Origin of the sequence: Pseudophaeobacter sp. (assembly GCF_039971195.1) — a bacterium.
In the GTDB taxonomy this organism is placed as follows: Bacteria; Pseudomonadota; Alphaproteobacteria; order Rhodobacterales; family Rhodobacteraceae; genus Pseudophaeobacter.
Map to the genome: position 1 here is coordinate 35,499 of NZ_JBDWPJ010000042.1, position 11,643 is coordinate 47,141.

Consider the following 11,643-nt stretch of genomic DNA (forward strand, 5'->3'; position numbering starts at 1 on the left):
GCGGGTCACCGGGCTGACGGCTGAAACGGCGAGGCACCGGGCAATTCCTGCAGCTTCTATCATGCTGCCACGCCGCATTCGGTCCCTAGTCTGGCGCATGCGGGCCTGTTAAGTGACAGGTGCACGCCTAAAATAAACCCGCATCCCTGCCAGCCAGCCAAAGGCCCGTCTTGCCCATGTCTTCCGAAGTCCGCCTCGCTTTTGAACATCCCTCGGAACGTGCGGCTGCCACCGCGCGTCCTGGCCCCCTGGACCGGATCTCACTGCGCGATCATATGGTCGAGGTGGAGATCGGTGCCTTTCAGGCTGAACGCGGCAATACCCAGCGCATCAGCTTTAATGTTGTGGTCGAAGTCACGCCCTTGCCCGCAGATCTGGATGATGATGTCGATCGGATCCTGTCCTATGACAAGGTGACCGAAGCCATCGCCTATGAGCTCGCGGCAGAGCGGCTCAATCTGCTGGAAACCCTTGCGGAACGGTTGGCGGAACGGATCTTGCTGGAACCTCAGGCGGTGCGGGTCTTTGTGCGGATCGAAAAGCTGGATCGCGGTCCTGGCGCTTTGGGCGTCGAAATCGCTCGCTCCAAGGATCAGGTCAGCCATACGGTTGAAGAAGATGAACCGCCCCATCCCCGGCTGATGTATCTGTCCAACGCGGCTATCGAGAGCAAGAATTTCAAGGCCTGGATTGATCAGATGGAATGCCGTCAGCGGCCCTTGATCCTTTGTGTTGGGGCGCATCCGCTGGAGACACCACAAACCGGCCACAAGATGACTCAGCGCCGGATTGATCTGTTGTCGATTGAACAGAACGCCTGGCGTCTGGCCGCGAGGGATGATCGCTGCGTGGTCGTGGCGACCCGGACGGAACTGGACTGGGCGATGAAGAACGGGCAGATCTGTGTTTGGGCCCCTTCCAAGATCGTACTGGATGCGGTGGATGGCCCGTCCGAAGCACCTTCCGAAACAGTTGCATTGGCGGCCTGGTTTGCGGCAACCTTTGAGGCGGGTGAAATGATTGTCATTGGCGCCAAGCAGCCTGCCAACCCACAGGTGCCGTTGCGCGTTGTCGATGTGGAGCAAACACAGCTGTGATGTATTACCGGCCACTGGTACGGCATGGAGAGACAAGACCCGAAGGGGCGCTGCCGTTGGCAGGTGGGAGCCTGTGGTTTTCTGAGGTTGAATTGCTGAGCCGTGAGGCGCCGCCCCGGATCGTTCCGGTTGGCCTGGTGCCCGCTGAGGTCCGCCACCGCCTCACTTTTCGGCGCGCGGCCATTGCCGGGCTCGACATGACCCGTCCAAAAATCATGGGCATTTTGAACGTCACCCCGGATAGTTTTTCTGACGGCGGTCAAAACCTTGGCGTCGACGCCGGGGTGCAGGCAGCCAGGCGTATGGCCGAAGAGGGTGCCGATATCCTTGATATCGGCGGCGAATCCACCCGGCCGGGGGCGGTTTTTGTCCCAGAGGAGGAGGAGATCGCCCGCACCGCACCCGTGATCGCTGCGATCCGGATCGAGATGTCGCTGCCGATCTCTATCGATACTCGCAAAGCAGCGGTTGCTGTAGAGGCGCTGGAGGCTGGCGCGCAACTGGTGAACGATGTTTCGGGATTTACCTTTGATGCCGCTCTGGCCCCATTGGCGGCGCAGGCCGGCGCCCCGGTCTGCGTGATGCATTCACAGGGCGATCCGGAAACCATGCAGAATGATCCGCGCTATGATCATGTGCTGCTGGATGTCTACGACTACCTGGAACAGCAGGTCGACCGGCTGGAAGCCACCGGCATTCTGCGCGACCAGATCGTGGTGGATCCTGGTATCGGCTTTGGCAAGACCCAGGCGCATAATCTGGCGCTGCTCAAAGGCTTGAGCCTGTTTCACGGGCTGGGATGCCCGATCCTTTTGGGAGTGTCGCGCAAGCGTTTTATCGGTGATATCGGTCAGGAGCCGCAGGCAGACAAACGTGCTCCGGGCTCTATTGCCGTGGCCTTGGCCGGGGTGGCCAAGGGCGTGCAGATGCTGCGGGTGCATGATGTGGCGGAAACCGCCCAGGCACTGCGATTGTGGCAGGCAACCCGCTAGCCAGTCAGCCTAGGACGGGTCGGATTTGCCAAACAACCGGGTCAAGGCCCCCCATTGGCTGATGCACAGCCCCGCAAAGATCAGCGCCATGGCCAGCAACATTGTGGCGGGCAGCGCCTCATCCAGGAAGACTGCCCCTAGCACAACGGCCCAGACCGGCACCTGGTAATTGGTCAGGGTCATAAAGGTGGGGCCTGCCTCGCGCACCACAATCACCCGCAACAGATTGGCCGCAGCTGTTGGGATCAGCCCCAGCAGGGCGATGAGCGCCAGAGTTTGCCCATCGGGCATCGGGGGCGGGCCTTCGATGCTCCAGGCCGTGGGTAGGATTACGGCAGAGCCAATGACCAACAGAATTGCTGCAAGGCCAACCGGGTCTACGGGGGGTAGGCGCCTTGTCAGGATGGAGCTGCTGGCGTAGCAGGCTGCTGCCGAAAGGCAGGCAAAGCGGCCAAGGATCTCCAGCTCCGAATTGCTGCTGGCAAAAGCGGTGCCGCCAATCAGCAGGGCGACGCCGATAAAGCCTATGACAAAGCCGGCCAGACGGCGCAGCACCATTTGTTCGCCGGGAATAAACAGATGCGCCAGAGGCAGCACCATCAGTGGTATCGCCGCCATGCTGAGGCCAGTAAAACCAGCCGAGACATGCTGTTGCCCCCAGTTGATTAGCATGAAGGGCAGGGCGGTGCTAAAGATGCCAATGATCAGCACCGCGGGCCAGCTGGTCTCACCCTTGAACAGTTTGAACCCGCGCCAGCCCCAGACGACACAGAGCAGCGCGGCGGCAAACCCAATGCGCCCGGCGGCCAGCCAGAAGGGGGTGATGCCTTCGAGCGCCAGTTTGATCAGCGGAAAGGTTCCGCCCCAGACAAAGCCGAGCGTAGCGATCATCGCCCAGTATTTCCCCATCCGTTCCGGCATTCCATCCTCGCTCTGGTCAGATCTGCACAAGGGGGTGCTGGGGCTGCAAGGTCAATCATTAAATGCAGCGTGCCGTGTCGATCAGTTTCGGTGGCTAGGGGCGCTGGCGATGGGCGGGCGCGCGGCTCAGCAGGAGCCCGCCTAGGATCAGGATCAGCGCAGCAAAGAGCTGGGGCGGCAGGGTCTCGTTGAGCAAAAGTGCACCAAAGAACACGGACCAGACCGGGACTTGATAGTTCACGGTCGACAGAAAGCTGGGCCCGGCACTGCGCGCCACCTGCACCAGCAGTACTTGCGCCAGCGCCGTTGGAACCAGCCCAAGATAAAGCACCGCAAGCAAGGATCGCCCTGTGGGCAGGCTTGGCAGGCCTTCTTGCCACAGGGCTGTTGGGATAATCATCACGGCACCACAGCTGAGGGCTGCGGCGGAAAGCGAGAGAAGGTTCACGCTGGGGCACAGCCGGGTGATGATCGAACCGATGGCGTAGCACAGTGCTGCCGCCAGGCAGGCCAGCCGCGCCAGGGATTCAAAGTCGCTGCCCGCCGAGGCAAAGGCCTTGAACCCGATCAGGGTCAAGACGCCGCCAAAACCAATGGTGAAACCAAAGGCGCGGCGCAGGGTCATGCGCTCGCCGGGCACCAGGAAATGGGCCAGCGGCAGGACAAACAACGGCACCACAGCCATACAGACACCGGCAAAGCCACTGGCCACATAGGTCTGCCCCCAGCTGAGCAGGGAAAAGGGCAGCGCATTGGTAAAGAACCCCATTCCCAGCGCACAAAGCCAGACAGTGCGGCCATGTCGGGTGCTGATAGAGGGCAGCTCAATCCGCATCAGTGCGGTGATGATGAGCAAAGAGACGGCCCCCAATGTGATCCGCACCGCCGCAATGCTGACTGGCCCCAGACCTTCCAGCGCCACAGTGACGGCCATAAAGGAGGATCCCCAGATCAATCCGAGAATGATCAGTTTGACCCAGTTGGCGGCGCCGGGAGAAGTTGTCATTTGGCTCTTCCTTTTGAAAATCAATTTCCAGAAAGAGAGATGCCTATGGCAACGGCAATCTGGACGGCGACAATGAATAAAGCGGCAGTTTTGAGGCGTGGAAGGATACGACTTAGGATGCTTTCGCTCTGCTTTGGAGCTGGCGGTAGGTCAATCGCTTGATTTGTTGGCCCGAACCGAAAACATCTACTCTGTACGGTGAAGCCCTCTTTTTCAAATAGATGAGCGGAGGCCTGGTTCGGAGCCCAGACCGTCGCGGTCAAGTTGCTCCATCTGTTTTCCATTGCGAGCTGCTTAACGTGGTTGAGTAACTGGCTTGCTACGCCCTGTTTGCGAAACTCGGGCAAGACGAAAATATCTGAAATGACGCAAAGTGGTAGTTTTTGCTGTGGATCAAGAGCGTACCGGCTGAGCTGTACGTAGCCTGCGAACGTTCCTTTGATCTCAGCGGTAAAGATATTTGGACTCTGCGCTAGCTGCTCACCCGTCTCTTTGACAAACGATTCATCAATTGAAGGAGCGATCATAGCTTTGTGCATGTTTTTAGGGAAGCCAAATGGCTGCTTCGACCTGTGCGTTTCGTATGTTGAGACACTGCATTCCAGAATTTTCTCTTTCAAAGCATAGGGAGAATTTTTGATGATGACTTCTTCCAATGAGAGCGTCCCAAACTATTCTGAAGAAAAAGGCGCCCCAATTGCTTGGAGCGCCCCTTGTAGATCAAGACTGTGGCTTGAGCCGCGGGCGCCTTAGTTCTTTGCTTTGTCGACCATTTTGCCGGCCGAGATCCAAGGCATCATGTCGCGCAGTTTCTGACCAACCACTTCGATCTGGTGCTCGTCATTGGCACGACGCGAGGCTTTGATGGTGGGCTGACCAACGGCGTTTTCCAGCATGAAGTCACGCACGAACTTACCGGACTGGATGTCCTGCAGGCTCTCTTTCATCGCTTTCTTGGTCTGCTCGTATGGCAGGATGCGTGGGCCGGTGACGTACTGACCGTATTCTGCAGTGTTGGAGATCGAGTAGTCCATGTTGGCGATGCCGCCTTCATAGATCAGGTCAACGATCAGCTTGGTTTCGTGCAGGCACTCGAAATAGGCCATTTCAGGTGCGTAGCCAGCTTCAACCAGAGTTTCAAAGCCGCAGCGGATCAGCTCAACGATACCACCACACAGAACCGCCTGCTCGCCGAACAGATCGGTTTCGCATTCTTCGCGGAAGTTGGTCTCGATGATGCCGGAGCGACCGCCACCGATGGCGGAGCAATAGGACAGGCCGATTTCCAGGGCTTTGCCGGTGGCGTCGGTGTTGACAGCAACCAAGCAGGGCACGCCGCCGCCTTTGGTGTATTCGCCGCGCACAGTGTGGCCTGGGCCTTTGGGCGCCATCATGATCACGTCGATGCCTTCTTTGGGCTCAATGAGGCCAAAGTGCACGTTCAGGCCGTGGGCGAATGCGATGGCAGCGCCGGGCTTGATGTTATCGTGGACGTATTTCTTGTAGGTCTCTGCCTGCAGCTCGTCGGGCATGGTGAACATGATCACGTCACACCAGGCCGCAGCTTCGGCGATGCCCATAACCTTCAGGCCTTCGCCTTCGGCTTTTTTAGCGGAGGCAGAGCCTTCACGCAGGGCAACAACCAGGTTCTTAGCACCGGAATCACGCAGGTTCAGCGCATGGGCGTGGCCCTGGCTGCCGTAGCCCAGGATGGCCACTTTTTTGTCTTTGATCAGGTTAACGTCGCAATCGCGGTCATAGTATACGCGCATATCAGAGATCCTCTCGGGTTGTCGTTTGCAGGCATAATAGGCGCGCAAGCGCGATATGCACCGGGGATATGGGCATTTTTTCTTCAATTTTCGCTCTAGTCATTCGTATTTTACTTCGATACTGACGTGATCATGCTCGATGATCTCGATCGGCGCATATTGCGCCACATGCAAAGCGACCCGGAACAGTCGATTCCGGATCTGGCCGAACGCCTGGGGCTGACTCCATCGCGACTGTCGCGGCGGTTGGAGAAGTTGCGCGAGGCGGGTATTCTTCTGGGACAACGTGCGGTGATCGACTGGCGCGCTCTGGGCTATGCGGTAGAGGTCTCTTTGCGCTTTACTCTGGACAAGACCAACCTGCGGGCCTTTGACGAATTCATCACCCAGGCCCGCGAGATCCCGGAGGTGCTGGAGATCCAGACCTTTCTGGGCCAGGTGGATGTGCGGCTTTCGGTGATTGCCCGCGATATGGCGCATTATCAGCAGATCTACCGCAGCGCCATTCTGACCCTGCCGCATATTGCCGACATTGAGGCCCTGATGCATGTGGCCCGGATCAAGAGCAACGAAAGCCTGCCGCTATGAATGATCTGGACGAGGTCGATTTTGGCCTGCTCAAGGCGCTGTCGCAGGATGCAAATCAATCCGCAGGCGCATTGGGGCGTCAGCTCGGCCTAAGCCAGCCTGCCACCTGGCGGCGGATTAAACGCCTGCAAGACCTCGGCATCATCACCGGGCGGCGCCTGGATCTGGACCGGGAAAAGTTGGGCTTTGGCGTTACTGTCTTTCTTGGTGTCAAACTGGGCACCAAGGGGCGGGTCAGCCTCGAGGATTTTGAACGGGCCGTCTGCGCCATCCCTGAGGTGCAAACCGTAGAACACGTGCTGGGGCTCTATGATTACCGGCTGCGGGTCACCGCCCGCGACATTGCTGATTTTGAACGGGTCTTGCGGCGCCGTATCATGCTTTTGCCGGGGGTGGGCTCGGTGGATGCCAATGTCCTGCTCAGCGAGGAACGCCGCCCCGGCCCGCTGGGCTAGGCCTTGTTCAAGGAATTTGAAACAGCTTTTGCCGCTGGCCGGGTTTTCGCCTCCGCCAAAATTCAGTATCACCAAAGGCAACGGGCCTGGCGCATGCAGCGGCGGGGCCGCAGGCAACATGACCGGAGAAAACAATGGCGCTATTGCAAACCGTGGACCCGCAGGGGCTGGATGAATTCTCAGTGGTCTTTACCGATCGTTCCCTCAACCACATGTCAAAGACCTTTCAGCAGGTGATGCTCGACATCAACGCTATGCTGAAAGAGGTCTACAAGGCCGAGGCCGTGGCTCTGGTGCCGGGCGGCGGCACCTATGCAATGGAGGCGGTGGCGCGTCAGTTTGCCAAGGGCCAGGATGTTCTGGTGGTGCGCAATGGCTGGTTCTCCTATCGCTGGAGTCAGATCATCGAGGCTGGTGGGCTGACCGCCTCCTCCACGGTGATGAAAGCCCGCCAAAGCGGCAATGCGGCACAATCGCCCTTTGCCCCGGCCCCGATCGAAGAGGTCACCGCCGCGATCCGCGCCCAAAAGCCCGGCATCGTCTTTGCGCCGCATGTGGAAACGGCTGCCGGGGTGATCCTGCCAGACAGCTATGTCACCGCGATGGCAAAGGCTGCGCATGAGGTCGGGGCGTTGATGGTGCTGGATTGCATCGCCTCTGGCTGTGCTTGGGTGGATATGCAGGAGAGCGGTGTTGATGTGCTGATCTCGGCGCCACAGAAAGGCTGGAGCGCCTCACCTTCAGCCGGTCTGGTGATGTTTTCACCTGCGGCCTTGGCACGGCTTGAAGAAACCACCTCCGACAGCTTTGCGCTTAACCTGAAACAATGGCGCGCCATCATGCAGGCCTATGAGGACGGTCTCCACGCCTATCATGCCACCATGCCCACGGATGCGCTGCGTGCCTTTCGCGATACCATGCAGGAAACCAAAGACTATGGCTTTGACAAGTTACGCGATGCCCAATGGGCGCTCGGCAACGGGGTGCGGGCCCTGATGAAGGAGAAAGGCGTGACTTCAGTGGCGGCCGAAGGCTTTGGCGCGCCGGGGGTTGTGGTTAGCTATACCAATGATCCGGAGATTAAGACCGGTAAGAAATTTGCCGCCCTTGGCATGCAGATCGCCGCTGGAGTGCCGCTGCAATGCGATGAACCCGCTGAGTTCAACACCTTTCGTCTGGGCCTCTTTGGCCTCGACAAACTCTATGACGTCGATGCGACGCTGCAGAGGTTGAGCAGCGTTTTAAGCAAAGTGCTCTAGGCGCATCATCTTTCCAAAAATATTCCCGCCGGAGGCCCCGGCTTTCCCGGCGGGAAAGCTGGGTTCCTTGACCTGATCTCATGGAGAACGCAGGTGAGCCCGGTTTACTTTACCCCAAGCCCCATCTGCATCAGGGTGCGGCGTACCGGGGCGAGGGAATAGAGCGCATTGAGACCCATTGCGCGCAGATCCCGCAGCGGGCGGGCCTCAATCATGGAACTGCGGTTGAGCAGATCAATGCCTTTGACCCGCAGCATGATCTCATTGTGGCGGGCCTTATGATAGGCGCTGAGCATCTGGGCGTCGCCCAGCCCCTCGGGGCGGGCCTCGGCCAGTTCCAGCAAGACCCGCAAATCCCCGAGCGACATGTTCAATCCCTGGGCGCCGATCGGGGGCACCACATGGGCGGCCTCGGCCATCAGCGCCAGGCGCTGGCCATCCAGTCGTTCGGCGGATTGGCTGATGATCGGCCAGATGCTGCGGCGCGAGGCGAGGGTGAGATCGCCAAACAACCCGGTGCTGCGGCGGGTCATCTCGGCCTCAAAAGCCTCGGGCTCCAGCTGCAGGAGCTCATCCGCCCGCGCGCCGCGTTCCATCCAGACCACAGCAGAAGAGGGCTTGCCCTGATAATCCGGTAGCGGCACCAGGGTAAAGGGCCCACCGGAACGGTGCACCTCGGTCGAGATATTCTCATGCGGTACCGGATGGGTGACCGCAAAGGCCAGGGCCTTTTGCCCGTAGCGGGTGGTTTTGACCGGGATGCCAGCAGCCTCGCGCATGGGCGAGCTGCGCCCATCACAGGCCACCACGAGCTTGGCACGGATCTGGCTGCCGTCGCTCAAGGTCACGCGGGCCTCATTGGTGCGGGTGAACAGAGATTTGGTGCCGGTCCCGGCGCGGAAATCCACATTGGGCAGGGCGGACATGCGGTCGAGGATTTCACGTCGCAGCAGCCAGTTGGGCAGGTTCCAGCCAAAGGGTTTATCAGAAATATCGGCGGCGTTGAAATCCTTGATCACCCGCGGCGTTGGCTCTTCGCCGCCAGCATCGACAATCCGCATGATCTGCAGCGGCGCGGCGTGATCGGACAGGCGATCCCAAAGGCCAAAACGGGCCAACAACTCCTGGGCGGGTTGCAAAAAGGCGGTGGTGCGCAGATCAGACCCTGCCGCGTCCCGCTCGGTCACCGGTGGGGTCGGATCGACACAGATCACCTTAAACCCGGCGGCGCCAAGACAGGCCGCTGCCGTCAATCCGGCGACACCGCCGCCGGAAACCAGAATGTCACAAGTTTCAGCCATTGCCCTGCCTTTCCTATCTCTGTCTCAGATAGGCCTGTGGCCAGGGCAATGACAAGCGGCATGTCGCCTCACCGCCTGGGGTGAGCAGACAAAAGCCGCTAGCCGCGCGAAATCGCGATCAGCAGTATGAACATGACGGGCACCAGCGCCACGGCAGGCAGGTAGAGGCCGGGCAGGCCAAAGAGCAGGATAGAGCAGCCCCAGAGACAGACCAGAATGACCAGAGCATAGATGAAGTTCTCTTCATCGCCGTAGGCCACCTCTTTGGAGATCCGTCCCAGCAGGGGAATAGCAAAGAGAATGCGTTGCCACAGGGGCAGGCGGTCGGGGAGGGTATAGGCAAGGGCCATGCGCGCGATCCTTTTGGTCTTGGAATGGCGCAGATATAGGCCTGCAAAGATGCTTTTTTGAGGGCTATTTGGCAATAAGGCTGGGGATTTACCTGCGGCAGAAGGTCCTGCCCAGTCCTGTCCTGTGCGGCTGCCAGCCCCCTAGAGGATCTTGGCGAGGAACCCTGCCAGATCATCTGTGTGGTGATGGATATGGTCCTGCTTTTCCGCTGGGCTCAGGGCCTCGGGGGCCACATGCACGGTGCGCATTCCCATGGCATGGGGGGCATTCAGATTGCGCGGGTCGTCTTCGAACATCGCGGCCGTGTCCGAACGGATGCCAGCCTTGTCAAAAACCATGTCAAAGGCGGCGCGTTCTGGCTTGGGGCGGAATTCGGCATGTTCGACGCCGTAGATACCATCAAACAGGTTTGAGAGCCCGCGCGCTGCCAGAACCCGCTTCGCGTAGGGGGCGCTGCCATTGGTATAGACGATGCGCTTGCCAGGCAGGGCCTTGATGCAGTCTGCCAGCGCCGGATCCTTGGGGAGGTGATCCAATGAGATATCATGCACCGCTTCCAGATAAGGCAGCGGATCCATGTTGTGCTCGCGCATCAAACCGGCCAGCGTGGTGCCATGATCACGCCAATAGCTGCTGCGCAGATGATCGGCCTCTGCCTGATCTACGCCCAGCTCCTGCATGACATAGTTGGTCATCTTGACCTCGATCTGATCAAACAGCCGGGCGGAGGGATGATAGAGCGTGTTGTCCAGGTCAAAGACCCAATGGCGCACATGAGAGAAAGATTTTTTGACCATAGGCAGGCAGTAGGCAGGACGCAGGCCTTTGGCAATGGGATTTCCCAGCGTATTGGATCAAATTGCCTGGGCTTCTTGGGATGATTTCTGCTGCCAAACTCCGGCCAAGGCTTGAATGCCTGCGTCTGACCTGTAGGAATGCTGTCTCCGAGTGTTTGAGTGGAAAACGTGATGAACCAGAGCCGTAGCAACCTCAAAGACGCCTATTCCCTGATCCTGGAAGCGATCGACGTGGGAGTCTACAAGCCGGGCGATCGCCTGGTCGAAAGCGATCTGGCAGAACGGTTGGGGGTATCGCGTACGCCTATCCGTGAGGCGCTGCAGCGGCTGGAGACGCAGTCCTTGCTGGAGCGCGACGGGCGTTCGCTGATCGTGGCCTCGCTGGATCACAACCAGATGGCCGAGCTCTATATGGTGCGGCGCGAGCTGGAAGGGCTGGCTGCCAGCCTGGCGGCACGCCATGCCACCGAAGAAGAGGTGCAGGTACTCAAGGACATGGTCCGCGAGGATGATGCCCTGGTGGGCAAGCCAACGGATCTTGCCAAGGCAAACCGCCGCTTTCACGAACAGATCCATCTGGCCTCGCACAACCGCTATCTGGTGCAGCAATTAAATTTGGTACATCGCTCGATGGCCCTGATGGCGACAACCTCGCTGGCCGCAGAGGGGCGCGGAGAAATTGCCCAGAACGAGCATAAGCGCATCGTTGCCGCGATTGAGGCACGGGACGAAGAGGCCGCAGGTCAGGCCCTGAAGGATCACATTTCGGTGGCCTTTATGACCCGGCTGAAGCAGGACGCAGGCGATCGCGGCAAGGGCCGTTAGGCTCCGTTGGATCCAGAGGTTTTTTGCGGCGGTGTGCTCGCTGCTGCCTGATCAGAGACGGCGACAGGTCTTGGGCTGCGATGCGCCTGCGCGTCCTTGTCGGGCGGATGCACGCCGTGGCAGGTTTTGTCCCAGAAAAACGGATCATAGAGCAGCTCGTAAAGGGCTTTGTAGGCGGCAATCGGCCCCATCAGATAGTAGAGCGGCATCAAGGGCGCCCAGAGGGCAAGGGCCGGTCGCTTGGCGGCAAGGGCACCAAGTATCGCGAGGGCAATGCCG

At 59.5% G+C, this 11,643-nt stretch carries 13 protein-coding genes and 1 pseudogene; 6 read left to right on the forward strand and 8 right to left on the reverse strand.

Annotation, left to right across the window (positions count from 1 at the left end; all coding sequences use genetic code 11):
- Positions 1-176 precede the first annotated feature (176 nt).
- Both ABJP42_RS03620 and folP read left to right on the forward strand, forming a co-directional pair.
- Complete coding sequence (locus ABJP42_RS03620; RefSeq protein ID WP_348338524.1) at positions 177-1,097, forward strand: dihydroneopterin aldolase; 921 nt, start codon at positions 177-179, stop codon at positions 1,095-1,097.
- Entirely contained in the window at positions 1,094-2,089 is a 996-nt protein-coding gene (folP, locus tag ABJP42_RS03625; RefSeq protein ID WP_348338525.1) for a dihydropteroate synthase, read from the forward strand. Before ABJP42_RS03620 ends, folP begins: the two co-directional genes overlap by 4 nt.
- Before the next feature lie 9 nt (positions 2,090-2,098).
- Here folP and ABJP42_RS03630 read toward each other — a convergent pair whose 3' ends face one another.
- From ABJP42_RS03630 to ilvC, 4 genes are all read right to left on the reverse strand, one after another.
- Positions 2,099-3,010, reverse strand: coding sequence for a DMT family transporter (locus tag ABJP42_RS03630; RefSeq protein WP_348338526.1), 912 nt, complete (start codon positions 3,008-3,010; stop codon positions 2,099-2,101).
- Positions 3,011-3,104: 94 nt separating this feature from the next.
- Positions 3,105-4,016, reverse strand: coding sequence for a DMT family transporter (locus ABJP42_RS03635; protein ID WP_348338527.1), 912 nt, complete (start codon positions 4,014-4,016; stop codon positions 3,105-3,107).
- Positions 4,017-4,036: 20 nt separating this feature from the next.
- Positions 4,037-4,672: a GNAT family N-acetyltransferase gene (locus tag ABJP42_RS03640; RefSeq protein ID WP_348338528.1), complete on the reverse strand. Its 636-nt coding sequence runs from the start codon at positions 4,670-4,672 to the stop codon at positions 4,037-4,039.
- Between the two features lie 93 nt (positions 4,673-4,765).
- The gene (ilvC, locus tag ABJP42_RS03645; protein WP_009809277.1) at positions 4,766-5,788 is read right to left on the reverse strand and encodes a ketol-acid reductoisomerase; all 1,023 of its coding nucleotides are present in this window, start codon (positions 5,786-5,788) and stop codon (positions 4,766-4,768) included.
- A 132-nt stretch (positions 5,789-5,920) separates the two neighbouring features.
- Here ilvC and ABJP42_RS03650 point away from each other — a divergent pair, with 132 nt between their 5' ends.
- From ABJP42_RS03650 to ABJP42_RS03660, 3 genes are all read left to right on the forward strand, one after another.
- Positions 5,921-6,376: an Lrp/AsnC family transcriptional regulator gene (locus ABJP42_RS03650; protein ID WP_348338529.1), complete on the forward strand. Its 456-nt coding sequence runs from the start codon at positions 5,921-5,923 to the stop codon at positions 6,374-6,376.
- A complete protein-coding gene (locus ABJP42_RS03655; RefSeq protein WP_348338530.1) occupies positions 6,373-6,831 on the forward strand; it encodes an Lrp/AsnC family transcriptional regulator in 459 nt (152 codons plus the stop codon). The genes ABJP42_RS03650 and ABJP42_RS03655 overlap by 4 nt, the downstream gene beginning before the upstream one ends.
- 134 nt (positions 6,832-6,965) lie before the next feature.
- Entirely contained in the window at positions 6,966-8,090 is a 1,125-nt protein-coding gene (locus ABJP42_RS03660; RefSeq protein ID WP_348338531.1) for an aminotransferase class V-fold PLP-dependent enzyme, read from the forward strand.
- A 104-nt stretch (positions 8,091-8,194) separates the two neighbouring features.
- Here the strand turns inward: ABJP42_RS03660 and ABJP42_RS03665 are convergent, their stop codons facing one another.
- The 3 genes from ABJP42_RS03665 to ABJP42_RS03675 form a co-directional block, all read right to left on the reverse strand.
- The gene (locus ABJP42_RS03665; RefSeq protein ID WP_348338532.1) at positions 8,195-9,391 is read right to left on the reverse strand and encodes a UbiH/UbiF family hydroxylase; all 1,197 of its coding nucleotides are present in this window, start codon (positions 9,389-9,391) and stop codon (positions 8,195-8,197) included.
- A 98-nt stretch (positions 9,392-9,489) separates the two neighbouring features.
- Positions 9,490-9,741: a hypothetical protein gene (locus ABJP42_RS03670; RefSeq protein ID WP_348338533.1), complete on the reverse strand. Its 252-nt coding sequence runs from the start codon at positions 9,739-9,741 to the stop codon at positions 9,490-9,492.
- A 141-nt stretch (positions 9,742-9,882) separates the two neighbouring features.
- Positions 9,883-10,539, reverse strand: coding sequence for a pyrimidine 5'-nucleotidase (locus ABJP42_RS03675; RefSeq protein ID WP_348338534.1), 657 nt, complete (start codon positions 10,537-10,539; stop codon positions 9,883-9,885).
- A 171-nt stretch (positions 10,540-10,710) separates the two neighbouring features.
- Between ABJP42_RS03675 and ABJP42_RS03680 the strand changes: the two genes are divergently transcribed.
- Positions 10,711-11,364, forward strand: coding sequence for a GntR family transcriptional regulator (locus ABJP42_RS03680; protein WP_348338535.1), 654 nt, complete (start codon positions 10,711-10,713; stop codon positions 11,362-11,364).
- Here ABJP42_RS03680 and ABJP42_RS03685 read toward each other — a convergent pair.
- A pseudogene (locus ABJP42_RS03685) lies at positions 11,361-11,643 on the reverse strand (hypothetical protein); the annotation flags it as partial. The gene ABJP42_RS03680 and the pseudogene ABJP42_RS03685 overlap by 4 nt on opposite strands.

Bases quoted from the DNA above. Each gene is read 5' to 3' on its own strand.
- ABJP42_RS03620 (WP_348338524.1), top strand. From the start codon at position 177: ATGTCTTCCGAAGTCCGCCTCGCTTTTGAACATCCCTCGGAACGTGCG.
- ABJP42_RS03630 (WP_348338526.1), bottom strand. From the start codon at position 3,010: ATGCCGGAACGGATGGGGAAATACTGGGCGATGATCGCTACGCTCGGC.
- ABJP42_RS03635 (WP_348338527.1), bottom strand. From the start codon at position 4,016: ATGACAACTTCTCCCGGCGCCGCCAACTGGGTCAAACTGATCATTCTC.
- ilvC (WP_009809277.1), bottom strand. From the start codon at position 5,788: ATGCGCGTATACTATGACCGCGATTGCGACGTTAACCTGATCAAAGAC.
- ABJP42_RS03650 (WP_348338529.1), top strand. From the start codon at position 5,921: ATGCTCGATGATCTCGATCGGCGCATATTGCGCCACATGCAAAGCGAC.
- ABJP42_RS03655 (WP_348338530.1), top strand. From the start codon at position 6,373: ATGAATGATCTGGACGAGGTCGATTTTGGCCTGCTCAAGGCGCTGTCG.
- ABJP42_RS03660 (WP_348338531.1), top strand. From the start codon at position 6,966: ATGGCGCTATTGCAAACCGTGGACCCGCAGGGGCTGGATGAATTCTCA.
- ABJP42_RS03665 (WP_348338532.1), bottom strand. From the start codon at position 9,391: ATGGCTGAAACTTGTGACATTCTGGTTTCCGGCGGCGGTGTCGCCGGA.
- ABJP42_RS03670 (WP_348338533.1), bottom strand. From the start codon at position 9,741: ATGGCCCTTGCCTATACCCTCCCCGACCGCCTGCCCCTGTGGCAACGC.
- ABJP42_RS03675 (WP_348338534.1), bottom strand. From the start codon at position 10,539: ATGGTCAAAAAATCTTTCTCTCATGTGCGCCATTGGGTCTTTGACCTG.
- ABJP42_RS03680 (WP_348338535.1), top strand. From the start codon at position 10,711: ATGAACCAGAGCCGTAGCAACCTCAAAGACGCCTATTCCCTGATCCTG.